The sequence below is a fragment of the Streptomyces tirandamycinicus genome, from assembly GCF_003097515.1.
GTDB lineage: Bacteria > Actinomycetota > Actinomycetes > Streptomycetales > Streptomycetaceae > Streptomyces > Streptomyces tirandamycinicus.
On record NZ_CP029188.1, the window covers coordinates 5,163,738 to 5,187,923 of the forward strand.

The following is a 24,186-nucleotide window of genomic DNA, read 5'->3' on the forward strand; positions in this document are numbered from 1 at the left end:
GCCGGCGACGATTGTGCTGCCGCCGCAGCGAATGGGGTCTAGATGTCGGTCTGCAGATCCTTGGCCACGCTCTCCGTGAAGCCGCCCCCCAGGTCGTAGCCGTTCCGTGAACCGGTGCGGGCGCTCTCCACAAGATCTGAGCCATGTGGAAGCCCATGAGCACTTGCCGCAGTGTCGGCGGCGGTCACCGCGTACTTGATGCTGTCCTCCAGCCCGTTTTCCCACTTCTCGCCCATCTTGGGGCCGGCTTCGTCCTTGGCCTTTCCCTCGGCATCCTGAAATACATGTTCGAGGACGACGCCGCTGACAGTGGTTGCTCCGCCGCCCACCACGGCGCCTACCACCGGCGTGGCGATGAATGAAACGCCCACGCCGATTCCGGTGCCAATGCCCCCGGAGATGCCGCTCTTCCACTTGGCAACGGATTGCTCGTACTTCTTGTCGGCATCTTCCGCCGCGCCGGCCAGTGCTTCCTGTCGGCCTACGTTCAAGGCGGCTGACACCTCGCCGCTGGAGTGCGCAATCTCATGGACAAGGAGTTTCTGGTCGCCGCTGTAGCGCTGGGCCTCCGGGAGATCCGGATTCAGGTGGTAGTCCATGAGGTTGGTCATATATGCCTTTTGGCCCACTTGAACGGCGGCGTAGCCGTCCGGATCCTGTCCGATGGTGAGCAGGAAGCGCGACACATCCCGGTGGTCGAGAATCGCTGCCGAACCGGCGAGAGGGAAGAGCCTCGCCACGTTGTCTCTCGCCGTCTTTTCGCCCTGGGTTGCTTGCGGGTCCGCGTTCGTGTCCGTCGTGGCACGATTGATGTCCGGCAGGTATTCCGAAGCGATCTGCCCCATGCTGTCGGACATGTGGCCGTGCTTCGTCAGTCGCGTGTCGTCCTCCGCGATCGAGGCGACGAGGGACTCCATCAGTTGAGCCTGAGCAGCCGAGTGCGGCGGGAGGTCGGCGGTCGGCATCTCACCTGCCGGATGGCCGGTCGTCGCGGCCTCCAGCGCCATCGCCAGGTTGTTCCGCCCCGCGATGCTCTCTTCGCGGTCCTTGTCGTAGTCGTGGGGCCAGTCGCGCTCCTCGAAGAAGTACTCGAAGTTGCTCAGCGAGCGCCGGTCGTCCTTGCCCTCCACCTTGAAGTCGTGGTCCTCGTCCTTGGTGAGGAAGGTGTCACCGAAGAACTCGGTTGCCGCGTGCGGGTTGTTGGCGAGGGCCTTGAAGTAGCCGGTCATCGGGTCCCACCCGGTGTCGGTACCCGTGTGGTTGAGCTGTGGATCAATGCCGAGGGGCTGCCAGGCGACATGGGCGCCGTTGTGCGTGAGCTTCTTCTCCGCGGCGACGAGCTTGTTGCCGTACTCGTTCAGGAACGTGTCGTCGTAGTCGCCCCATCGCATCAGGTTGCTCATGACCTGACCGCCGAAGGGCATTCCGCCGTTCTTCTCCAGCGGCCTGTCGGCGAAGGCTACGACATCGCGCTTCCATGTCTCCATGGCGGCCGTGTCACTCCGGCTGGCCGTGGCCAGTGTGAGGCCGAGGTTCTTCTGGAGGTCGGCCATCTGCTCGCGCCGCTCGTGCATGAGCTCCGGATTGACCATGGGCCTGTTCAGATCGGCCCAGAACTCCAGGGTGCCCTTGCCGCCGAGCGTCTTTGCGAAGTGCTCGGCGAAGAGGCCGTCGCCCGCGAATCTCTTGAGGCCGGCGTTCAACCGGTCGAACTCCTCGACCGTGAGATCCTCGGGGTTCTTCTTCGCCAGCTTCGCCAGGGAATCGGCTTCCCGGAGCGCGTCGGTCGCGGTGTCCCGATCGGCGTAGCCGTTATCGGAGAAGCCGAGCTTGCTCTGGTCGACGAGTGCCGTGAGGACCCTGGTCGCGGAGCTGTCGCTCCGGGTCGCGCCGTCGAGGATTTGCTGCACCTCGTCCCGCAGGGCCGTCACGTCCGCCTCGGTATGGCTGGGGACGCTCGTCCCCTTGCCGGCTCTATCGGGATGGATGTTCATGCTCACCGTGAAGCCGCCGCCGGCCGTGGAGACGACGGTGAGGTTCTTCCTGAGCCCGCGCTCGATCGCCTCGTTCAGCTTGGCCTGGTAGCCCTTCAGCTCGCTGCAGGTGTCCCTCAGGATGTTGCGGATCGACGTGGCCTGGGTGTGGGCGTCGGCGAACTCGCCGGCTGTTCTGCCGATGAACTGCTTGGAGATCTTCTCGTTCTCGCCTGTCCAGTTCGACTTGTTCGCCTGCACGCGGAGGCCGTCGTCGGCGTCCTCCTTCAGGCCGGCGAGCTTGCCGATCAGAGTCGTCCAGTCGGTGACGGCTTCGTCGAGCAGGCCGAACTTGGCGAAACGAAGGGTCTCAAGATCCATGACTAGTCCTTGTCCTTCTCGTCCTTCTCGTTGTCGCCGTAGATCTTGTTCTTCGCGCCCGGCTCCCCGACCCGTTCGTCGAATCCGCTGTCCAGGGTGGCGATGCTGCTCAGCTGCCCGGTGATGTAGTGCTCGTCGTCCTTGTGGATCTTCTTCGTCACCCGCATGTGGTTCGAGATATGGGAGCAGGCGTCCCGGAGGGAGCCGAGTTGTTCGTCCCAGCGTTTGGCCACGTGGGCGAGCCCGGCCCCGAGCTCGAAGCCCTGGCGCTTGAGGTCGTCAGCGGCCTTGGAACTGCTGGGGCCAGCCACGCGCGCCTCGTCCCACAGGCGGTTGAACAGCGTGAACGCGTTGCTGCCGATCTTCGCGAGATCGCTCTCGGAAGCCCTGAGGTCGCCGTAGCTCCCTCCGCCTCCGCCCCCGCCCTCATCGGGCACCCGGTTCAGCTGCATCTGGTCCGACTGACGCCCGGCCGCCTGCGTCTTGAGCTGTTCCCACTCGTCCCACGCCATCTGGCACACCTTTCCGGCTGTCTACCTGGCACATCAAGAGGAAGCGTCTGCGGTTCCTGTGCTCACTTCGTGCAGGAGCCCTCCGAGGCGTCGGCGCGCACGTCGAAGTAGCTCGGCGACATGCCCTCCGGACCTGGCTGCTCGGGTGACGGCTCGGCCGTCACCTTCAGGCACGTGGTGCCGTCCTCGCTGCTCACTTCGTAGTGCTCCACGTTGCCCTCTGGATCCAGAGAGCCCGAACGCCACACCAGAACGGCCGTCGGATCGTCCCTCTCCGGTCCTCGGAGCTCCGGGTCCACCCGCTCGACCCAGGAGCCGTCGTCCGAGGCCAGCACCGGGAACATCGTCGATCCGTCCAGCCAGTCGGCCACGGCGACGGTTCGCTCGAACACCTCGGCCTGACCGGCCCGGTCGGGTTGGCCCAGCCCGTCGAGCTGAAAGCTTGACCAGGAGCCCCAGAACGCCAGGCCGGCGGCCGCGAAACAGAGCAGCCGCTGGACGAGGAACCCGGCGTCGGACGGCTCGGCAGACGCCGGGTCGGTGTGACGGCGGGCCTGGAACCGCCACCAGATCGCCCTGTGGTCGGCGAACCCGAGCGTGACGAACGCCATGCCGAAGAGCACCATGAAGACCGCGAACCCTGTCATGCTTCTGATCCCTTTCTCCGGGCCCCCGCCATGACCGAGGCCGGTGGCGTTCCGCTGCCATTGCGGGCGTAGGCCCGCGCTCGTGGAAGTTCGGCCTTCGCGCGGCGCGGTGCCGTGTCCCTCATGGACGCGCACCAACAGCAGCCGCCCGGCCGCGCTCGCGCTGCCCGCCAGCGCTCCACGGCCGTACCCGGGCCTCAGGGCAGCGCGGTGGACGGTACGGCGCGGCACGTGCCTGCCGTCACTCGGGATCCCCCAACCACCCCGTCTGCACCAGCGGCTTCCCACGCTGGCGGGACACGAAGATGCCCCGCCCCGCGGGCATGGGCCGCATGCGGACGCCGAGCACCTCGCCCTCCGCCGGGTCGCCGGAGAGTAGAAGCCCCTGTGCGCCGAGCTCCATCATCCGTTGCAGGAAGGGCTCGTACGCCGCGCGGCTCGCTCCCGCCGAGTTGCGCGCGATGATGAAGCGGACCCCGACGTCCCGCGCGAAGGGCAATTGCTCGGTGAGCTTGGCCAGCGGGTTGCCGCTCGATGTGGACACCAGGTCGTAGTCGTCGACGACCACGAAGACGTCAGGGCCCTGCCACCAGCTCCGGTCGCGCAGTTGCTGTGCGGTGACCTCGGCGGACGGCGCTCGGCGCTGCATGAGGTCCGCCAGGGCGTCGACGTGGTGGTCCATGGTGTTGGACATCGGTACGTACTCTGCCAGGTGGGTGGCGGGGGTGACGTCGAGCAGGGCGCGCCGGTTGTCGATCACGAAGAACTTGGCGGCGTCGCCGTCGTACCGTTGCGTCAGCTGTGTGATGAGCAGTCGCAGCAGGTTCGACTTGCCGGACTCGCTCTCGCCGAACACCAGGAAGAACGGGTCGCGGCCGAAGTCGGCGAACACGGGCTCCAGGTTGTTCTCGTCGATCCCGAACGACACACCGCGCCGTGGTTCGGCGGATCCCGCGGGGAGCCGGTTGCCGGGGAGCACGCGAGGGAGCAGACGCACCTTCGGGGCGGAAGCGCCTGCCCAGTGGCGGCCGACCTCCTGCACCATCGCGGTGGTCGCCTCCGACAGGTCGCTGTCGGAGTTGATGCCGTCGATGCGCGGCACCGCGGCCATGAAGTGCAGCTTCTCCGGGGTCAGACCGCGGCCAGGCACGCCGGTCGGCACGTTCACCGCCGCCTTGCGGTCCAGTTCAGAGTCCATGGTGTCGCCGAGCCGCAACTCCAGCCGGTTCATCAACTGGTCCTTGATGTTGGAGCGCACATCCATCGACCGGGACGCCGTGAGGATGACGTGGATCCCGTAGCCCAGTCCGCGCACCGCCATGTCGACGACCGCCGACTCCAGCCCCTCGTAGTCGGTGCGGAAGTTCCCCCAGCCGTCGATGACCAGGAACACGTCGCCCCACGGCTGCTCCGTCACGGAGATCTCCCCGCGCGCCCGGAGCCTGCGGTAGGTGGCGATGGAGTCGACGCCCGTGCTGCGGAAGTACTCCTCCCGGCGCGTCATGATGCCGTAGACCTCGGCCACGGTACGGCGGACCTTCTCGGGGTCGAGCCGCGAGGCGACACCGCCCACGTGCGGCAGGCCCGCGACCGATGCCAGGCCGCCGCCGCCGAAGTCGAGGCCGTAGAACTGCACCTCGTGCGGGGTGTGGGTGAGCGCGAAGCCCGAGATGATCGTCCGCAGCAGTGTCGACTTGCCGGACTGGGGGCCGCCGACGATCTGCATATGGCCGGCCGCTCCGGAGAAGTCCCGGTAGAGGGTGTCCCGGCGCTGCTCGTACGGCTTGTCGACGACGCCGAGCGGAACGACGAGCCGCCCCGCGCCCTCGAATCCCGGCTGCGTCAGCCCCCGGCCCTCCACCGGCGACAGACCGGGCAGCAACTCGTCCAGCGGCGGGGGATTGTCCAGCGGCGGCAGCCACACCTGGTGGGCCGCCGCGCCCCGGCCCTCCAGGCGCCGCACGATCACGTCGAGCACCGAGTCGGCGAGCGCGTCGTCCTCGGGCCCGCGTGCTTCGGGCACCGGGGCCGGTACCGCCGACTCGACGTACCGGACCGGTACCGGTGCGGCCGTGAACGGCACCGGCCTGCGGTCCACCGGCAGCGGCCCGCCCGGCGCGCCCGTGTGCTGCCCGTTCGCCCGGTACACACCGGAGACGTACGCCGCCTTGAAGCGCACCATCTCGTCGGTGCCGAACTTCAGATAGCCGGAGCCGGGGACGTTGGGCAGGTGGTACGCGTCCGGTACGCCGATCGCCGCACGCGACTCGGCCGCGGAGAACGTCCGCAGACCGACCCGGTACGACAGATACGTCTCCAGACCGCGCAGCCGTCCCTCCTCCAGGCGCTGGGAGGCCAGTAGCAGATGGACGCCGAGGGACCGGCCGATGCGGCCGATCTGCACGAACATCTCGATGAAGTCGGGCTTGGCGGTGAGCAGTTCGCTGAACTCGTCGATGACGAGCACCAGCGACGGAATGGGCTGCAGCGGGGCGCCCGCCGCCCGCGCCTTCTCGTAGTCGTGGATGTTGGCGTAGTTGCCGGCGTCCCGGAGCAGCTCCTGGCGGCGGTTCAGCTCGCCGCGTATGGAGTCGCCCATCCGGTCGACCAGGGTGAGGTCGTCCGCCAGGTTGGTGATGACGGCGGCGACGTGCGGCATCTGCGACATTCCGGCGAAGGTCGCGCCGCCCTTGAAGTCCGCGAGGACGAAGTTCAGCGTCTCCGAGGAATGCGTCACGGCGAGTCCGAGCACCAGGGTGCGCAGCAGCTCGGACTTGCCGGAACCGGTTGCGCCGACGCACAGACCGTGCGGGCCCATGCCCTCCTGTGCGGCCTCCTTCAGGTCGAGCATGACCGGCGAGCCGTCCTCGCCCACACCGATCGGCACCCGCAGCCGCTCGGCCTGAGAGCGGGGCCGCCAGGTGCGGCTGACGTCCACGGAGGCGGCGTCGCCGAGGCCGAGCAGATCGGTGAACTCGAGATTGGCCAGCAGCGGTTCGTCGTCGTCCCCGCCCACGGCGACACGCAGCGGCGCCAGCTGCCGGGCGAGCGCCTCGGCGGCCTCGACGCTCAGCCGGTCCGGGGTGCCGTCGTACACCAGGCCCTGCCCCGACTCCAGTCGCAGGGAGTCCGGGTGCACCACGACGGACAGTCCGCCGCGCGGGGCGCCCATCTCGCCGGGGACGATCTCGATCAGCGTCACGCCCTGCAGTCCCTCGGCGGCGGCCAGCGGCGACATCGGCGGCACCGTACGGCCGTCGAGGACGACGACGAGGTGCGGCCGGTCGAGCAGCGGGTTCTGGGGGCCCTGGAAACGCGGGCGTCCCTCGAGGTGGCTCGCGAGCATGTCCTGCAGGTCGCGGGCGTCGGTGGCGATCAGACGCCGGCTTCCCGCCCCGTCGCCCGGGCCCTGCGCCTGCACGTGCGGCAGCCACTTCGCCCACTCCCAGTGCCCCGCGGCGTCGGGGCCGGCCGCGATCGCGACGACCAGGTCCTCGGGGGAGTGCAGCGAGGCGAGCGAGCCGACGACGGCCCGCGCGGCGGACCGGACCGACTCCGGCTCGCCGCTCACGGTCAGGTGGTAGAAGGCCCGCAGGGACAGCGCCATCGGCAGGCCGTCGAGTGTGCTGTGGGCGGTGATGAACTTCTGCATCGCGCCCGCGGTCAGCGGCTCCAGCTCGTCCACCGGCGCCGTGTCGGGTGCCACCAGGGGCGTCGCCAGCTGCTGGCTCCCCAGCCCGATGCGCACCTGCCCGAAGTCGTCGTCGGCGACCCGGCGCTCCCACACCCGGCTTCCCTCGGCCACCAGCGCCCACAGCTGCTCGGGCGACGGGTGCAGATAGAACTGGGCGTCCCGCTGCACCCGCGCCGTCCTGAGGACCGCACGCCTGGTCTGCGTCAGGTACTTGAGGTAGTCGCGGCGCAGTCCGGCGAGCTCTCCCTGGGTGCCCCGCCGGTAGCGCACCAGCATGGCGATCGCCATGGCGACGGTGGACGCGATCATCACCATGCCCATGATCCGCATGATGGGGTTCGGCGTCATGAAGAAGAAGACGACGGAACCCCCCATGCCGAGCATCGGCAGCAACTGCATGAGCGCGCCCTCCTGCTGCCCTCTCGGCAGCTCGGGCGGTGGTTGCAGCTGCACCGGCTCGCCGGGCACTTCGGACGGCAGGACCCGTGGTGGGCGCTTGACGACGATCTGGCTCACAGCTCACCAATTCCCTTGCCGGACGGAAATGTTCCTATCGGCGCCCCCGTGGCGACGGGTTCCATCCGCGGGGAGGGATCCTACTTGCGCGGGGGCGGCGAGGCGGGCGGTAGGGTGGCCCGACGTGTTTGCGCACGCATGAACTACCGCAAAAAGAGGGTCATTCGGAACATGGTTCCGGCCCGATGGCCCGGGCGGATACGAGCGGACACGAGCAGATACGAGCGGACACGAGCGGATCCGAGCGGACACGCGCGGACACGCGCGGACACGAGGGGATGCAGCAGGTGAGTATGACGGCCCCAGCGGCGGCCACCGGAGCGGGCCGGCCGGCCACCACGACTCCGTCCGGCGGCGGAACCGGGTTCTGCCGGATCACGGTCGTCGCGCCCGACGGCCGCGTGGACGTGGCGCTGCCCGAGGACGTCCCCCTCGCCGATCTCTACCCCGAGGTCCTGCGGCTGTCGGGGCAGCGCCCGGCGGAGGGCGCCCCGGTCGGATACCACCTGGTCCGCCGTGACGGCACCGTGCTCGACGGCGCGCGCTCCCTTCTCTCCCAGCGCATCCTCGACGGTGAGCTGCTGTCGCTGCGCCCGTTCGCCGAGTCGCTGCCCCCGGCGGTCTTCGACGACGTGTCCGACGCCGTGGCCTCCGCCGTCGCCCGCGACCGCACGCTGTGGACCGACGGCCTGATGCGCGGCGCCGGACTGCTCGGCGGTTCGGTGCTGCTCGTACTGCTCGCCTTCGTGCTGTGGTCCGCCGACCCGCGCCACGACACCCACGGCCTGCCGGGTGTCCTGGCCGGCGTCGCCGCCGTGCTGCTGCTCGCGCTCGGGTGTGTGCGCGCCCGGGTGTACACCGACCGCGGGTCGGCCGTCGCCCTCGGGATCGGGGCGATGGCGAACGCCGCCGTCGCGGGCGCCGGGCTGCTGCCCGTGGCATCGGGCCAGGGCGTCGGCCGGCTGCAGTTCCTGCTCGCCTGCGCAGCCGTGCTGGTGGTCTCGGTGATCCTGATGATGGTCGCGCCCGGCGGGGACGGGCCCTTCGTGGCGTTCGCCTTCGCCGCGGCCGTCGGCACGCTCGTCACCTTCGTCGCGATCACGACCGGGATGGAGCCGTCCGAGACCGCCGCGGTGTGCTCCCCGCTCGCCGTCGGGGCCCTCGCCTTCCTCCCGGGCCTGTCCACCCGCTTCGCCCGTCTCCCCGTGGGCTTCGAGCCCCCGCGCACCGCGGTCGGCGGCTACGGCGTCGACCAGGCGCCCCAGGGCCCGGTCGACGCCGAGCGCATCGCCGCCCAGGCCCGCCGGGGCCACGAACTGCTGGTCGGCCTCGTCGGCGGCTGCGCCCTGCTGGCCGTCGGCTCGGCCGCCGTGCTCGGGTTCTCCGGCGACGTCTGGGGCCGGCTGCTCGCGCTGGCCACGGGCATCGCCATGCTGATGCGCGCCCACCTCTTCCGCTACACGTCCCAGGTCGGCTGCGCCCTCGCGGCCGGCCTGGGCTCGCTCGTCCTGCTGGGGCTCGGACTGTGCCTGAATCCGCCCGCCGAGCTCGTCGCCGCGGCCCTGAAGGGCGACGGCACGGGCCTCGACGTCCGGACGGTGTGGCTGTCCGCGGCGGTCGCCGGCGTCGCCGCGGTGATCATCGCCATCGGGCTGATCGTCCCGCGCAAGGGCGTGACCCCCTTCTGGGGCCGCTTCCTGGAGGTCGCGGAGACGTTCGTGCTGCTCACGCTCGTACCGCTGTGCCTGGCGGTCTTCGGCGTCTACCACTCCATCCGGGCGCTGACGTCCTGACCGGCCGGGGCCTCCGACCAGGCCTCCGACCAGGGCCTGCGGGCCGTACACCGGGCCCCTCACCGCTGGCGCCGGGCCGGGGCCGTGCCCGGGGCGCCCGGCGCCGGCGCCCCGCCCGGCTCGTACATCCGGCCGGAACGCCGGTTCGCCCATCCGGCCCCCGCTCCGGACCGGAACCCGGTAGCAGCCGGACGGGAAGCGGGAAGCGGGAACCCGGACGGCGAGCGGGAAGCGGGAAGCCGGAGCGGAAGCACGACCGGAACCCGCGATCGCACCCCGCCCGGCGTCCGCGGCCGGACGGGGTGCGGGGAGCTGGTACTCTGTGTGACGGCCGTTTGTGTACGCGCCCCCGGAGCCCCACAGACTCTGGGAGCAGCGCCCATCGCGCCTTCGCCTCCGAGTCACGGAAGCTCCCCTGAGACCAAGACCAGGGGCACTCGCAGGCGCACCGAACACCACGAGGAGTACCGAGTGTCTCTCGACGCCGCCACGAAGAAGCAGATCATGTCCGAGTTCGGCACCAAGGAGGGCGACACCGGCTCCCCCGAGGTCCAGGTCGCGATGCTCTCCCGCCGCATCTCGGACCTGACCGAGCACCTCAAGACCCACAAGCACGACCACCACTCCCGCCGTGGTCTGCTGATCCTGGTCGGCCAGCGCCGCCGGCTGCTGCAGTACCTGGCCAAGAAGGACATCCAGCGCTTCCGTGTGCTGGTCGAGCGCCTCGGCATCCGCCGCGGTGCGGCGGGCGCCAAGTAAGACGCCGTGAAGGGAGCGGTTCCCACTTCCAGGGGGCCGCTCCCTTTGCTGTACGTGCGGAGTGCCACGGACGCTTTGTAGTCTGGTCGCACAACGCAGTATCGAAAACGAAACAACGAACGAGGAGGAGCGCCCCTCCGCCGCCGGTCCTCGGTAGTGGCCCCCGGAAGCCTGACGACCGGGTGCTTCGATCGAAGACCGGCCCGCACGCAAGGCGCGCTTCTCCGCCACCGTCCTCCCGCCACGCGGGCCGGAGGACGCAGACGAGGAGATATCGCTGGTGGAGAACGAGACCCACTACGCCGAAGCCGTCATCGACAACGGCTCCTTCGGCACCCGTACGATCCGCTTCGAGACGGGCCGCCTGGCCAAGCAGGCCGCCGGCTCCGCCGTGGCGTACCTGGACGACGACACCATGGTGCTGTCGGCCACCACCGCGTCCAAGAACCCCAAGGACCAGCTGGACTTCTTCCCCCTGACGGTCGACGTCGAGGAGCGGATGTACGCCGCGGGCAAGATCCCCGGCTCCTTCTTCCGCCGTGAGGGCCGGCCGTCCGAGGACGCGATCCTGACCTGCCGCCTGATCGACCGTCCGCTGCGCCCGTCCTTCAAGAAGGGCCTGCGCAACGAGATCCAGATCGTCGAGACGATCATGGCGCTCAACCCCGACCACCTGTACGACGTGGTCGCGATCAACGCCGCCTCCTGCTCCACGCAGCTGGCCGGCCTGCCCTTCTCCGGCCCGATCGGCGGCACCCGCGTCGCACTGATCGACGGCCAGTGGGTCGCCTTCCCCACCCACACCGAGCTCGAGAACGCCGTGTTCGACATGGTGGTCGCGGGCCGCGTCCTGGACGACGGCGATGTCGCGATCATGATGGTCGAGGCCGAGGCCACCGAGAAGACTGTCGAGCTCGTCAAGGGCGGCGCCGAGGCGCCGACCGAGGAGGTCGTCGCCGCCGGCCTCGAGGCCGCGAAGCCCTTCATCAAGGTCCTGTGCAAGGCCCAGGCCGACCTCGCCGCCAAGGCCGCCAAGCCGACCGGCGAGTTCCCCGTCTTCCTGGAGTACCAGGACGACGTCCTGGAGGCCCTCACCGCCGCGGTCAAGAGCGAACTCACCGAGGCGCTCACCATCGCCGGCAAGCAGGAGCGCGAGGCCGAGCTCGACCGGGTGAAGGCGCTGGCCGCCGAGAAGCTCCTGCCGGAGTTCGAGGGCCGCGAGAAGGAGATCTCCGCCGCGTACCGCTCGCTGACCAAGTCCCTGGTCCGCGAGCGCGTCATCAAGGAGAAGAAGCGCATCGACGGCCGTGGCGTCACGGACATCCGTACGCTCGCCGCCGAGGTCGAGGCCATCCCGCGGGTGCACGGCTCGGCGCTGTTCGAGCGCGGCGAGACCCAGATCCTGGGCGTCACCACCCTCAACATGCTCCGTATGGAGCAGCAGCTGGACACCCTTTCGCCGGTGACCCGCAAGCGCTACATGCACAACTACAACTTCCCGCCGTACTCCGTCGGTGAGACCGGCCGCGTGGGCTCGCCGAAGCGCCGCGAGATCGGCCACGGCGCCCTCGCCGAGCGCGCCATCGTGCCGGTGCTCCCGAGCCGCGAGGAGTTCCCGTACGCGATCCGCCAGGTGTCCGAGGCCCTCGGCTCCAACGGCTCGACGTCCATGGGCTCCGTCTGCGCCTCCACCATGTCGCTGCTGAACGCCGGTGTGCCGCTCAAGGCCCCGGTCGCCGGTATCGCCATGGGACTGATCTCCCAGGAGATCGACGGCCAGACGCACTACGTCGCCCTCACCGACATCCTCGGTGCGGAGGACGCCTTCGGTGACATGGACTTCAAGGTCGCCGGCACCAAGGAGTTCGTCACCGCCCTCCAGCTCGACACCAAGCTGGACGGCATCCCGGCCTCCGTCCTGGCCGCGGCCCTCAAGCAGGCCCGTGACGCCCGCCTCCACATCCTCGACGTGATGATGGAAGCGATCGACACCCCGGACGAGATGTCCCCGAACGCCCCGCGGATCATCACCGTGAAGATCCCCGTGGACAAGATCGGCGAGGTCATCGGCCCCAAGGGCAAGATGATCAACCAGATCCAGGAGGACACCGGCGCCGAGATCACGATCGAGGACGACGGCACGATCTACATCGGTGCCGCCGACGGCCCGGCCGCCGAGGCCGCCCGCGCCACGATCAACGGCATCGCCAACCCGACCATGCCGGAGGTCGGCGAGCGCTACCTGGGCACGGTCGTCAAGACCACCACCTTCGGCGCGTTCGTCTCGCTGCTCCCGGGCAAGGACGGCCTGCTGCACATCTCGCAGATCCGCAAGCTGGCCGGCGGCAAGCGCGTGGAGAACGTCGAGGACGTGCTCGCGGTGGGCGCCAAGGTCCAGGTCGAGATCGCCGAGATCGACCAGCGCGGCAAGCTCTCCCTCATCCCCGTGGTCGCGGACGAGGACGGTGCCGCCGACGGCGAGAAGAAGGACGACACCGACAAGTGACGTCCCGTAGTGCCAGGACGACGGCCCGCACCTCCCCGGAGGCGCGGGCCGTCGCCCGTACCCAAACACTCCTCAAGGGCGAGCACGGCATCGGCACGGTCCGCAAGACCACCCTCCCGGGCGGGCTGCGCATCGTCACCGAGACCCTGCCGTCCGTGCGCTCCGCCACCTTCGGCATCTGGGCACTGGTCGGCTCCCGCGACGAGACCCCCTCGCTGAACGGCGCCACCCACTATCTGGAGCACCTGCTTTTCAAGGGCACCCATCGGCGCTCCGCCCTCGACATCTCTGCCGCCGTCGACGCGGTCGGCGGGGAGATGAACGCCTTCACGGCGAAGGAGTACACCTGCTACTACGCGCGGGTGCTCGACACCGACCTGCCGCTGGCGATCGACGTCGTCTGCGACATGCTCACCGGCTCGCTGATCCTCGACGAGGACGTGGACGCCGAGCGCGGCGTCATCCTCGAGGAGATCGCGATGACCGAGGACGACCCCGGTGACGTCGTGCACGACCTGTTCGCGCGCACCATGTTCGGCGACACCCCGCTGGGCCGCCCGGTGCTCGGCACCGTCGACACGATCAACGCGCTGAACCGCTCCCAGATCGCCCGCTTCTACCGCAAGCACTACGACCCGACGCATCTGGTCGTCGCCGCCGCCGGCAACGTCGACCACGCGACGGTGGTGCGGCAGGTCCGCAGGGCGTTCGACCGGGCCGGCGCCCTGAGCAGGACGGACGCCCGCCCGGTGGCCCCGCGCGACGGACACCGCAGGCTGCGTACCGCGGGGCGGGTGGACGTCCTCGACCGCCGGACCGAGCAGGCGCACGTCGTCCTCGGCATGCCCGGCCTCGCCCGGACGGACGACCGGCGCTGGGCGCTCGGCGTGCTGAACACCGCCCTCGGCGGCGGAATGTCCTCGCGGCTGTTCCAGGAGGTCCGTGAGAAGCGCGGCCTCGCCTACAGCGTGTACTCGTACACCTCGGGCTTCGCCGACTGCGGACTGTTCGGCGTCTACGCCGGCTGCCGCCCCAGCCAGGTCCACGACGTGCTGAAGATCTGCCGCGACGAGCTCGACCGGGTCGCCCGTGAGGGGCTGGCCGACGACGAGATCGACCGTGCCATCGGCCAGCTCTCGGGCTCGACCGTCCTCGGTCTGGAGGACACCGGCGCGCTCATGAACCGCATCGGCAAGAGCGAGCTGTGCTGGGGCGCGCAGATGTCCGTCGACGACATGCTGGCGAACATAGCCGCGGTCACGCCCGACGACGTGCGCGCCGTCGCCCGGGAGGTCCTGGGGCAGCGGCCCTCGCTGTCGGTGATCGGACCGCTCAAGGACAAGCAGGCAAGCCGGCTGCACGAGGCAGTCTCGTAGTCCGCCGTCTCCCAGTCTCCCAGTCTCCCGCTGACCCGCTGACCCGCTGACCCGCCGACCCGCCGACCCGCTGGATCCTCACCGTCCCCGTCGTCCCCTAGAGAGAGCAGAGCAATGAGCAAGCTGCGTGTGGCCGTCCTCGGCGCCAAGGGCCGCATCGGCTCCGAGGCCGTGCGAGCCGTCGAAGCCGCCGACGACATGGAGCTGGTCGCGGCGCTGGGACGGGGCGACAAGCTGGAGACCCTCGTCGAGACCGGTGCCCAGGTGGCCGTCGAGCTGACCACCCCCACCTCGGTCATGGGCAACCTCGACTTCTGCGTGCGCCACGGCGTCCACGCGGTCGTCGGCACCACCGGCTGGACCGACGAGCGCCTCACGCATCTGCGGACCTCGCTGGCGGCCTCGCCGGAGACCGGAGTGCTGATCGCGCCCAACTTCTCCATCGGCGCCGTCCTCACCATGAAGTTCGCCGCCCAGGCCGCCCGCTGGTTCGAGTCCGTCGAGGTCGTGGAACTGCACCACCCGAACAAGGCGGACGCTCCCTCCGGCACGGCGACGCGCACGGCGCAGCTGATCGCCGCGGCTCGCGCCGAGGCCGGATGCGCCCCGCAGCCGGACGCCACGGTGACCGCCCTCGACGGAGCGCGCGGCGCGGACGTCGACGGGGTGCCGGTGCACGCGGTAAGGCTGCGCGGCCTGCTCGCCCACCAGGAGGTGCTGCTCGGCGGCGAGGGCGAGACCCTCACCCTCCGCCACGACTCCCTGCACCACAGCAGCTTCATGCCGGGCATCCTGCTGGGAGTCCGCCGCGTGGTGCGCACGCCAGGGCTGACCTTCGGCCTCGAGAACTACCTCGACCTCGGCTGAGGATCCCCGGTGCGCGCCAAGATCTCCTACTTCGTCACCGCCGCCGTCCTGGTCGTGTACCTCGTCCTGGTCGGCAGCCGCGGGGTGCTGCTCATCGAGCAGGGCACCCTGCTCACCGTGACCTTCGGCGTGGCGGTGCTGATCCTGCCGGTGATCGGTCTCTGGTTCCTGTGGCAGAACACCCGGTTCGTCAGGAAGGCCAACGCCCTGGCGGCGGAGCTCGACGCCGAGGGGGGACTGCCCGTCGACGAACTGGTCCGTACGCCCGGCGGGCGCATCGACCGCGACTCCGCGGACGCCGTCTTCGCCGAACGCCGTGCGGAGACCGAGGACTCGCCGGACGACTGGCGCTGCTGGTTCCGGCTGGCCGTCGCCTACCACGACGCCCGGGACACCCCGCGGGCCCGCAAGGCGATGCAGCGCGCGATCGCGCTCCACGCGGGAAGGCCGCCCGCGGCCTGACGCGCCTTCCCGGCGCCGTCACACCTCGTGTGGCGGGGCGCCGCCACACGAGGCCGGGTCGGGACCCGCTCAGCGCTGCGTGCCGTACTCCGCGCCCCACGCCTCGATGGTGTCGGCCGCGCGGTCGAACGCCTCGACGCGCGACAGGAAGTCCCCGTTGTGATCGGTGAGCAGGGTGACCGGCTCGTCTCCGTCGCGTACGAGGACCAGGGCCTGCCCCTGGACGGTGCGCGGCAGCCCGAGCCACCGCACCGGCTGCTGCGCGGTCCGCAGGGCCTTCACCTGGGCCCACGGCAGGGTGGTGGTCGAGAGCAGCGCGACATGCCGCAGCCCGTGCCCGCTCACCCAGGTGCCCATGCGCAGGATCCGCAGCGCCCCGCAGATGAGCACCGCGGCGATGCCGATGCAGCCGGCCGCTCCGGCCGTCGCCCCGGCGAAGGCGATGACCATGGCGGCGAGCAGGACGAACGAGGCCAGCAGCAGGAGCAGCGCCGCCCCTCCGACGCGCCAGGGGCCCGGACGGTAGGGGCGCCGCCACAGATCGTGGTCGTCGAACGGCAGTGCGACGTCGTCGTCCGCAGCCGCGGAGTCAAAGGCACGGTCCGCCGTCAGAAAGGGCAGGGGCACGGCTGGTCCTCACTCGTCACCACGTCGGGGGGTTGTGACCGGTGAGGCTACCGAGGCGACCGGCGACCGGCCACCCCAGGGGGCCATGGGGGTGCCTCCGTGTCCACCGGTCGGGGCAGGAGCGTCGGCGCCCCGCGTACCCTTCCGGCCGGAGGCGGGAGCGTCAGCGCTCCTCGGACTCCTGCGCCTGACTCGGGGCCTTCGGCGAGACCGGGGCCTCCAGCGCCGGCAGCCCGAAGAGCAGGGACCCCACCAGCCCGGCCGTCACGGTCAGACCGATCAGCGTACGGCCCGCGACCTGGGACGCGCTCGGCAGCTGCCGGGGCGGGGGTGCGACATTGCTGCGGAAGCGGTCGGCCTCGGCGACGAACGCGAACGGAACGGCTTCTCGCCGGCGGAACATGGTGCGAGCCCCCTCGGGGTCGGTGAGACGAAGTGCGGCTACCCGTACAGACGCGTGTAACCGGGATTCGGTGCCCGAATCCAGCGAATCGGGAGAGGGAGACCGGGACGGTCCGCCCCGCCGATCGTTGAAGCGAGGGACCGTTAGAGAATGGGCGCCGCACGAGCGACGCGACTGGAAGGACCCCCGCCGGTGACCCGGAACCCCGACGACATCAAGCCCAGCCTCCGCAGCGATGTCACCGTCGAGCTGGTGAAGCACACCGCCGGCGACTCCGACGTGCTGTGGGCGGCCCGGGTCTCCACCGCGGGCGAGCAGTCGCTGGACGAGCTCGCCAAGGACCCGGAGCGGTCGAAGGGGCTGATCAACTACCTGATGCGGGACCGCCACGGCAGCCCCTTCGAGCACAACTCGATGACCTTCTTCATCAGCGCCCCGATCTTCGTCTTCCGCGAGTTCATGCGGCACCGCGTCGGCTGGTCCTACAACGAGGAATCCGGCCGGTACCGGGAGCTCCAGCCGGTCTTCTACGTCCCGGACGAGTCGCGCAGGCTCGTGCAGGAGGGCCGCCCCGGCAAGTACGTGTTCGTGGAGGGCACCCGGGCCCAGCAGGAGCTGACCGGACGGGTGATGGAGGACTCGTACCGCCAGGCCTACGAGGCCTACCTGGAGATGCTCGACGCGGGCGTGGCCCGCGAGGTCGCCCGCTCGGTGCTGCCGGTCGGCCTCTACTCGTCGATGTACGCGACCTGCAACGCCCGCTCGCTGATGCACTTCCTGGGGCTGCGCACCCAGCACGAGATGGCCAAGGTCCCGTCCTTCCCGCAGCGGGAGATCGAGATGGTCGGCGAGAAGATGGAGCAGCACTGGGCCGGGCTCATGCCGCTGACCCACGCGGCCTTCAACGCCAACGGCCGGGTGGCCCCGTAGAGCACAGATGTACGGTCAGCCTTCCTCGGTGTCCGTATTGCGGCGTTTCGAGAAGTTCATCTAGGCTGATCAAACGGACCCGGCACTGCTTGAACCCCCGAGCAGGCAGTGCCGGGCTCCACTGGGCAGGGATACGTCACGTCCCCCGAGGGGACCTTCCGCGCAGGGCAGCGAGTAGCGTGTTACCCATGGCACCGATCTCGACTCCGCAGACCCCCTTCGGGCGGGTCCTCACCGCCATGGTCACGCCGTTCACGGCGGACGGCGCGCTCGACCTCGACGGCGCGCAGCGGCTCGCCACCCACCTGGTGGACGCAGGCAACGACGGCCTGATCATCAACGGCACCACCGGTGAGTCCCCGACCACCGGCAACGCGGAGAAAGACCAGCTCGTCCGTGCCGTCCTGGAGGCGGTGGGCGACCGGGCGCACGTGGTCGCCGGGATCGGTACCAACGACACCCGCCACAGCATCGAGCTGGCACGTGCCGCCGAGCGCGCAGGCGCGCACGGCCTGCTGGCCGTCACGCCGTACTACAACAAGCCCCCGCAGGAGGGCCTGTACCGGCACTTCACGGCCATCGCCGACAGCACCGCGCTCCCGGTGATGCTGTACGACATCCCCGGCCGCAGCGGCGTCCCGATCGACACCGAGACGATCGTGCGCCTCGCGGCCCACCCGCGGATCGTGGCGAACAAGGACGCCAAGGGCGACCTCGGCCGTGCGAGCTGGGCCATCGCCCGCAGCGGGCTCGCCTGGTACTCGGGCGACGACATGCTGAACCTCCCCCTGCTGTCCGTGGGCGCCATCGGCTTCGTCTCCGTGGTCGGCCATGTCGTCACCCCGGAGCTCCGTGCCCTGGTCGACGCCTACACCGCGGGTGACGTGCAGAAGGCGACCGAGATCCACCAGAAGCTGCTTCCGGTCTTCACCGGCATGTTCCGCACCCAGGGCGTCATCACCAGCAAGGCCGCGCTCGCCCTCCAGGGACTGCCCGCGGGCCCGCTCCGGCTTCCGCTCGTCGAGCTCAGCGAGGCCGAGACCGCCCAGCTGAAGATCGATCTCGCGGCCGGCGGGGTACAGCTGTAACCACAGACTTCACAACTGAATACGTTCAACTGAATACGAACGACCAGACGACAACAGCAAGTGCACGAATGTCATGCGCGCCACGTGCCCAAGCGGTACGTGGCGCGTGTAGTGAGGAGAGTCTTTTGAGTCATCCGCATCCCGAACTCGGCGCTCCGCCGAAGCTCCCCAAGGGTGGCCTGCGCGTCACACCGCTCGGCGGTCTCGGTGAGATCGGCCGCAACATGACCGTCTTCGAGTACGACGGCCGGCTCCTGATCGTCGACTGCGGCGTCCTCTTCCCCGAGGAGGAGCAGCCCGGCGTCGACCTGATCCTGCCGGACTTCACCACCCTGGTGGACCGGCTCGACGACGTCGAGGCCATCGTGCTCACGCACGGCCACGAGGACCACATCGGCGGGGTGCCCTACCTCCTCCGCCTCAAGCCGGACATCCCGCTGATCGGCTCCAAGCTGACCCTCGCCCTGATCGAGGCCAAGCTCCAGGAGCACCGCATCCGTCCGTACACCCTGGAAGTCGCGGAGGGGCGGCGCGAGGACGTCGGTCCCTTCGACTGCGAGTTCGTCGCGGTCAACCACTCCATCCCGGACGCCCTCGCGGTCGCCATCCGCACCCCCGCGGGGCTGGTCGTGCACACGGGCGACTTCAAGATGGACCAGCTCCCGATGGACGGGCGCCTGACGGACCTGCACGCATTCGCACGTCTGAGCGAGGAGGGCATCGACCTCCTGCTGTCCGACTCCACGAACGCCGAGGTACCCGGCTTCGTACCGGCCGAGCGGGACATCTCCAACGTACTGCGCGGGGTCTTCGCGAACGCCCGGAAGCGCATCATCGTCGCCAGCTTCGCCAGCCACATCCACCGGGTGCAGCAGATCCTGGACGCGGCCCACGAGTACGGCCGCAAGGTCGCCTTCGTCGGCCGGTCCATGGTCCGCAACATGGGCATCGCCCGCGACCTCGGGTACCTCAGGGTGCCGTCCGGGCTCGTCGTGGACGTCAAGACGCTCGACGACCTGCCCGACGACAAGGTCGTGCTGATCTGCACCGGATCCCAGGGCGAGCCGATGGCGGCGCTGTCCCGGATGGCCAACCGGGACCACCAGATCCGGATCGTGCAGGGCGACACGGTGATCCTCGCGTCGTCGCTGATCCCGGGCAACGAGAACGCGGTCTACCGCGTGATCAACGGGCTCAGCCGCTGGGGCGCGAACGTCGTCCACAAGGGCAACGCCAAGGTCCACGTCTCGGGCCACGCCTCGGCCGGCGAGCTGCTGTACTTCTACAACATCTGCAAGCCGAGGAACCTGATGCCGGTCCACGGCGAGTGGCGCCACCTCCGCGCCAACGCCGAGCTCGGAGCGCTGACGGGTATCCCCAAGGACCACATCGTGATCGCCGAGGACGGGGTGGTCGTCGACCTGGTCGACGGCAGGGCCAGGATCAGCGGCAAGGTCCAGGCCGGGTACGTCTACGTGGACGGTCTCTCCGTCGGCGATGTCACCGAGGCCTCGCTGAAGGACCGCCGCATCCTCGGAGAGGAAGGCATCATCTCGGTCTTCGTCGTGGTCGACTCCACGACCGGGAAGATCGTGGGCGGGCCGCACATCCACTCGCGTGGATCCGGAATCGACGACGGGGCCTTCGACGCGGTGATCCCCAGGATCGAGGAAGCCGTCCAGAAGTCCGCCGCCGACGGAGTCGCCGAGCCCCACCAGCTCCAGCAGCTCATCCGCCGCACGATCGGCAAGTGGATCTCCGACACCTACCGTCGCCGACCGATGATCCTGCCGGTGGTCGTGGAGGTCTGACGGTTCGTCGGCCGCGCTGGGAGCGGGGCGGCCCTCGATTTGCATCGGGCCGCCCCGCTCCAGTACGTTGGCGTCTCCGCCCGAGGGAAACCCGATGCGCCGGTGTGCGCTCGAAAGGCTTCCAGAACGGCGCGGAAATCCGACTCGGAATCTCTGATAAAGTCGGAACCGCCGAAAGGCAGCCGAAAGGCGAAAGGCCCTCCAACGGCCACTGGAAATGGATTCCGAACCGGGAACGGAACGGAAAACGGATCTGGTAGGGTTGGAAACACCGAAGGGAAGCGCCCGGAGGAAAGCCTCAGAGAGTGTTCTGTGGGTGAGTACGAAGGAAGCGTCCGTTCCTTGAGAACTCAACAGCGTGCCAAAAGTCAACGCCAGATATGTTGATAACCCCGTCCATCCGGATCATTTTCGGTTCGGTTGGTCGTGGTTCCTTTGAATAACACAGCGAGGACGCTGTATAGAGTTTCGGTGGTCATAGCGTTAGGGAAACGCCCGGTTACATTCCGAACCCGGAAGCTAAGCCTTTCAGCGCCGATGGTACTGCAGGGGGGACCCTGTGGGAGAGTAGGACGCCGCCGAACAATCATTGGGCCTCAACCCCCGAGTGGAAACTCGGGGGTTGAGGCCTTTTTGCGTTGCCGAACCGCTTCTCTGTACGGCACGGGGAGCCCCTTCCGGCCGGCCATGTGAGGAGCAGCTCATCGCTGACGCGGACTCAGAGAGACGTCCCCGGCCTGATTAGGAGCACACGTCAGCTCGGGGTATGCTTCATTCCGTTGCCGAGCGGAAGCCCGCGATGAGGCAACAGGCCCCTATAGCTCAGTCGGTAGAGCGTCTCCATGGTAAGGAGAAGGTCAACGGTTCGATTCCGTTTGGGGGCTCCGAACGGAAACTGGCCCCCCGCCCGGAGGCGGGGGGCCAGTTTCGTGTGTGCGTGGTCTCGTCCGTTGAAGGCGGTTCCCTTCACGTCCCGTCAGGTGCCGTGCGGCTCCGGGACGCGCATCGCGAGGATCGCCATGTCGTCCGAGGCCGGCTCGGCCGCGAAACGCTCGACCGCGCGCAGCACCCGTGCCGCGACCGCCCCGGCCGTCAGGCCCGTGCACGTCGTCAGCACATCGGTCAGACCGTCGTCCCCCAGCATGCGGGTGCCCTCACGGCGTTCCGTCACGCCGTCGGTGACACAGAGGAGCACGTCGCCCGGATCGAGCGTGACGGTCTGCTCGTACAGTTCCAGATCCTCCATCACCCCCAGCAGCGGCTGGGGCTCCGCCGCGGGCTCCACGGAGCCGTCCTGCCGCAGCCGCAGCGGTAGCGGGTGTCCGGCGCAGACCACCTTCAGGAGCGCCGAGCCGTCCTCCTGGGGCCAGAGCTCGCCGTACAGCAGGGTGAGGAAGCGGCTACGGGACCCCTCGTCGAGGATGGCCGCGTTGAGGCGCTCCAGCACCGCCGGACCGCCGAAGCCCTCCCGGGCGAGCAGGCGCAGGGCGTGGCGGGCGAGGCCGGTGACCGCGGCCGCCTCCGGGCCCGTGCCGCAGACGTCGCCGATGGCGAATCCGTACGCCCCGTCGCGGATCGGGAAGAGGTCGTAGAAGTCCCCGCCGACCTCGTTGCCCTCGCCGGCCGCGCGGTAGATGACCTCCACCTCCACGCCCGGTACCTGCGGCAGGCCCGGCGGCAGCAGGCTGCGCTGCAGCGACTGGCTGATGGCCGTGCGCTCGGAGTAGAGCCTGGCGTTGTCCAGGGCGAGGGCGGCCCGGCGGGACAGGTCCTCGGCCAGTTCCAGGATCTCCTGGCGGAAATGGTCGTCGGACGGCTTGCCCAGCGTCAGCATGCCGATGACGCGGTTCCGGGCGACGAGGGGAAGGACCACGGTCTCGCCGCCGACCGCGGAGGCCGTGGCCAGGGTCGTGCCGATCCCGGACGACAGATGGGTGGCGCCGAGGCCGAGTTCACGCATGGACGTGCGCAGAGCGGCCTGGTGCGCCGCGTGGGCCGGGGCGGTCCACACGCGGGCGCCGGGCGTCGGAACGGGGTCCGGCGGGTCGATTTTGGAGAGCAGTGCCTTGAGGCCGTCGATGCGGTCCTCGTCCTCGTGCAGGACGTACGAGAGGTACGGCTCGGAGGACTGGTCGGAGATCGTGTAGACGGCGCACCAGGTGGCGAGCGTCGGCACCGTCATCTGCGCCATGAGAGCCAGCGTCTGGTCGCGGTCCAGCGTGCCCGCCAGCAGGTCCGAGGCCTCGACGAGGAAGCTGAGGGAGCCCCGGCGCAGACGCTCCAGTTCGCCCAGACGTGCGGACTCGACGGCGAGCGCGATGCGGTCGGCGGCGAACTGCAGGCGCAGCGCCTCCTCGTTGGAGTAGCGGCCGGAGGCCTCGGCGGCGACGCCGAGGGAGCCGGTGAGCCTGCCCTCGACCTTCAGCGGGACGGTGACGACGGAACGCATGCCGGTGCCGCCGAGGAGCGGGACGGCTCCGGGGACCGAGGTGAGGTCCTCGTGGACGGCGGGCATGCGGGCCGAGCCGTACCGGCCCGTCCCCGCCTCGACCGGGACACGGGCGAAGCGCTGGCGGGCCGAGGGGAGCCCGGTGGTGGCCCGTACCTCGAGTTCCGTCTCGTCGTCGGTGGCCAGGAGAAGGAACGCCGCGTCTCCGTCGAGCATGTCGCGGGCGCGTTCGACCGTGCGCTGGAGGAGGCCGTCGAGGTCGTCCGGCGCCGGGGAGCCGATGAAGACCTCGAAGGGATCGGCGCTGCGGTGGTCGTGGCCGGCGCCGTCGGCCGCGGGGGCACGCGTCGGCGTCTGGAGCACGGCCCGCTCGTAGTCGCGCACCAGCAGGCAGACGGTGGACGCCTCGCCCTGGGTGTCGCGCACGCGGAGGTGGGAGGCGTAGACGGGGACCACCCGGCCGTCCGTGCCGCGGATGCCGTAGCTGCCCTCCCAGCGGGAGAGCTGCAGCGCCTCGGCGAGGCCGGTGCCGATGCCGGGCGTGTGCGGCCAGGCGGCGAGGTCGCCGAGCGGTTTGCCGATCACCTGGTCCGCCGGGTACCCGAAGAGGTGCTCGGCGTCGTCGTTCCAGGAGCCCACGGCACCGTTGCGGTCGATCTGGACGACGGCGACGCGGACGCGCTCGTCGGCGACCGGGAGGAGGTCGACCGGGAGGACCGGACCCGCCGAGCGGGTTCCCACGGTGCGCTGCGGAAGGTCGAGTTGGAACCAGACGTGCTTGCGGGTCGGCGTGTACTCGACGCCCCATCGGGAGGCGAGGGCGGCGCAGAGCAGCAGTCCGCGTCCGTTCTCCCGGTCGGGATGGGCGACGGCCCTGCTGCCGCCCTGCATGGGGATCTCGCGTTCCGGATAGCGGTCGGCGACCTCGACCCGTACGCCTTCCGCGGTGCGCAGGCAGAGCACGTCCGCGGCGGTACCGGCGTGGATCACCGCGTTGGTGACGAGTTCACTGGTGAGGACGACGGCGTCGTCGACGACGTCGGAGTGCCCCCAGCCCTGGAGGGTGTCGCGGACGAACGCGCGCGCCGTGGCCACCGACCGCCCGACCGGATCGAAGCTGGCAGCCGCCCGTGCGGTGATCTCGGAACTCCTCGTACGCGTCTCGACGCCCGGCTCGGCCATGGTCGATGTCCGCCCCTCCCGGTGCCCGGTCTGGTAGTCCTTGCGCCATGCCGCCCCCCGCCGGGCGACCGGGGCGGTTGGACAGCCGGATGCCAGGTTACTTACCTTCGCTGTCCGAGCGGATGCCGGTCACCGCCGTTTCCGCCTTACAGGGGTGGGGACGCTATGCGAAGCTGCCGAACTGTTATGGCCTGGTTCGGCCGCGGTGAA

The 24,186-nt window shown here is 69.9% G+C and carries 16 protein-coding genes, 1 tRNA gene and 1 rRNA gene; 11 read left to right on the forward strand and 7 right to left on the reverse strand.

Going from position 1 to position 24,186, the window contains the following annotated elements; all coding sequences use genetic code 11:
• Nucleotides 1-38: 38 nt before the first annotated feature.
• From DDW44_RS22890 to eccCa, 4 genes are all read right to left on the reverse strand, one after another.
• The gene (locus tag DDW44_RS22890; protein WP_108907567.1) at nt 39-2,354 is read right to left on the reverse strand and encodes a DUF6571 family protein; all 2,316 of its coding nucleotides are present in this window, start codon (nt 2,352-2,354) and stop codon (nt 39-41) included.
• 2 nt (nt 2,355-2,356) lie between these two features.
• Nucleotides 2,357-2,866 carry a hypothetical protein gene (locus DDW44_RS22895; protein WP_108907568.1) on the reverse strand — a complete coding sequence of 170 codons (510 nt, stop codon included), beginning with the start codon at nt 2,864-2,866 and terminating at the stop codon, nt 2,357-2,359.
• A 62-nt stretch (nt 2,867-2,928) separates the two neighbouring features.
• Nucleotides 2,929-3,513 carry a hypothetical protein gene (locus tag DDW44_RS22900; RefSeq protein ID WP_027735285.1) on the reverse strand — a complete coding sequence of 195 codons (585 nt, stop codon included), beginning with the start codon at nt 3,511-3,513 and terminating at the stop codon, nt 2,929-2,931.
• Between the two features lie 241 nt (nt 3,514-3,754).
• Nucleotides 3,755-7,723, reverse strand: a complete 3,969-nt coding sequence (gene eccCa / locus DDW44_RS22905) for a type VII secretion protein EccCa (protein ID WP_108907569.1) — start codon at nt 7,721-7,723, stop codon at nt 3,755-3,757.
• A 293-nt stretch (nt 7,724-8,016) separates the two neighbouring features.
• Here eccCa and eccD point away from each other — a divergent pair, with 293 nt between their 5' ends.
• From eccD to DDW44_RS22935, 6 genes are all read left to right on the forward strand, one after another.
• On the forward strand, nt 8,017-9,516 hold the full coding sequence (eccD, locus tag DDW44_RS22910; RefSeq protein WP_108908913.1) for a type VII secretion integral membrane protein EccD: 1,500 nt from the start codon (nt 8,017-8,019) through the stop codon (nt 9,514-9,516).
• 471 nt (nt 9,517-9,987) lie between these two features.
• Nucleotides 9,988-10,275: a 30S ribosomal protein S15 gene (rpsO, locus tag DDW44_RS22915; RefSeq protein ID WP_017947742.1), complete on the forward strand. Its 288-nt coding sequence runs from the start codon at nt 9,988-9,990 to the stop codon at nt 10,273-10,275.
• Between the two features lie 280 nt (nt 10,276-10,555).
• A complete protein-coding gene (locus DDW44_RS22920; RefSeq protein ID WP_108907570.1) occupies nt 10,556-12,781 on the forward strand; it encodes a polyribonucleotide nucleotidyltransferase in 2,226 nt (741 codons plus the stop codon).
• Nucleotides 12,778-14,157 (forward strand): M16 family metallopeptidase, encoded by a 1,380-nt coding sequence (locus DDW44_RS22925; protein ID WP_018891786.1) that lies wholly within the window; start codon nt 12,778-12,780, stop codon nt 14,155-14,157. The genes DDW44_RS22920 and DDW44_RS22925 overlap by 4 nt, the downstream gene beginning before the upstream one ends.
• Before the next feature lie 114 nt (nt 14,158-14,271).
• On the forward strand, nt 14,272-15,024 hold the full coding sequence (dapB, locus tag DDW44_RS22930; protein ID WP_026281944.1) for a 4-hydroxy-tetrahydrodipicolinate reductase: 753 nt from the start codon (nt 14,272-14,274) through the stop codon (nt 15,022-15,024).
• A 9-nt stretch (nt 15,025-15,033) separates the two neighbouring features.
• Complete coding sequence (locus tag DDW44_RS22935; protein WP_017947746.1) at nt 15,034-15,486, forward strand: tetratricopeptide repeat protein; 453 nt, start codon at nt 15,034-15,036, stop codon at nt 15,484-15,486.
• 69 nt (nt 15,487-15,555) lie between these two features.
• On the opposite strand, the gene DDW44_RS22940 is transcribed toward DDW44_RS22935, so the two are convergent.
• Nucleotides 15,556-16,113 (reverse strand): hypothetical protein, encoded by a 558-nt coding sequence (locus tag DDW44_RS22940; RefSeq protein ID WP_017947747.1) that lies wholly within the window; start codon nt 16,111-16,113, stop codon nt 15,556-15,558.
• Between the two features lie 163 nt (nt 16,114-16,276).
• Nucleotides 16,277-16,516 carry a hypothetical protein gene (locus DDW44_RS22945; RefSeq protein ID WP_108907571.1) on the reverse strand — a complete coding sequence of 80 codons (240 nt, stop codon included), beginning with the start codon at nt 16,514-16,516 and terminating at the stop codon, nt 16,277-16,279.
• Between the two features lie 192 nt (nt 16,517-16,708).
• Here DDW44_RS22945 and thyX point away from each other — a divergent pair, with 192 nt between their 5' ends.
• The 5 genes from thyX (at nt 16,709) to DDW44_RS22970 (ending at nt 21,229) form a co-directional block, all read left to right on the forward strand.
• Nucleotides 16,709-17,446, forward strand: coding sequence for an FAD-dependent thymidylate synthase (thyX, locus tag DDW44_RS22950; protein WP_017947749.1), 738 nt, complete (start codon nt 16,709-16,711; stop codon nt 17,444-17,446).
• A 188-nt stretch (nt 17,447-17,634) separates the two neighbouring features.
• The gene (gene dapA, locus DDW44_RS22955) at nt 17,635-18,534 is read left to right on the forward strand and encodes a 4-hydroxy-tetrahydrodipicolinate synthase (protein WP_018891782.1); all 900 of its coding nucleotides are present in this window, start codon (nt 17,635-17,637) and stop codon (nt 18,532-18,534) included.
• Nucleotides 18,535-18,659: 125 nt separating this feature from the next.
• Nucleotides 18,660-20,345, forward strand: a complete 1,686-nt coding sequence (locus DDW44_RS22960; protein ID WP_108907572.1) for a ribonuclease J — start codon at nt 18,660-18,662, stop codon at nt 20,343-20,345.
• Nucleotides 20,346-20,812: 467 nt separating this feature from the next.
• Nucleotides 20,813-20,929, forward strand: a 5S ribosomal RNA gene (gene rrf, locus DDW44_RS22965).
• A 227-nt stretch (nt 20,930-21,156) separates the two neighbouring features.
• Nucleotides 21,157-21,229 (forward strand) — tRNA-Thr (locus tag DDW44_RS22970).
• Between the two features lie 92 nt (nt 21,230-21,321).
• Here the strand turns inward: DDW44_RS22970 and DDW44_RS22975 are convergent.
• Nucleotides 21,322-23,976 (reverse strand): SpoIIE family protein phosphatase, encoded by a 2,655-nt coding sequence (locus DDW44_RS22975; protein ID WP_018888340.1) that lies wholly within the window; start codon nt 23,974-23,976, stop codon nt 21,322-21,324.
• Nucleotides 23,977-24,186 lie beyond the last annotated feature (210 nt).

What these genes read in the sequence shown, in the direction of transcription:
- DDW44_RS22890 (WP_108907567.1), bottom strand. Translation starts at nt 2,354, where the DNA reads ATGGATCTTGAGACCCTTCGTTTCGCCAAGTTCGGCCTGCTCGACGAA.
- DDW44_RS22895 (WP_108907568.1), bottom strand. Translation starts at nt 2,866, where the DNA reads ATGGCGTGGGACGAGTGGGAACAGCTCAAGACGCAGGCGGCCGGGCGT.
- DDW44_RS22900 (WP_027735285.1), bottom strand. Translation starts at nt 3,513, where the DNA reads ATGACAGGGTTCGCGGTCTTCATGGTGCTCTTCGGCATGGCGTTCGTC.
- eccD (WP_108908913.1), top strand. Translation starts at nt 8,017, where the DNA reads ATGACGGCCCCAGCGGCGGCCACCGGAGCGGGCCGGCCGGCCACCACG.
- dapB (WP_026281944.1), top strand. Translation starts at nt 14,272, where the DNA reads ATGAGCAAGCTGCGTGTGGCCGTCCTCGGCGCCAAGGGCCGCATCGGC.
- DDW44_RS22945 (WP_108907571.1), bottom strand. Translation starts at nt 16,516, where the DNA reads ATGTTCCGCCGGCGAGAAGCCGTTCCGTTCGCGTTCGTCGCCGAGGCC.
- dapA (WP_018891782.1), top strand. Translation starts at nt 17,635, where the DNA reads ATGGCACCGATCTCGACTCCGCAGACCCCCTTCGGGCGGGTCCTCACC.
- DDW44_RS22975 (WP_018888340.1), bottom strand. Translation starts at nt 23,976, where the DNA reads ATGGCCGAGCCGGGCGTCGAGACGCGTACGAGGAGTTCCGAGATCACC.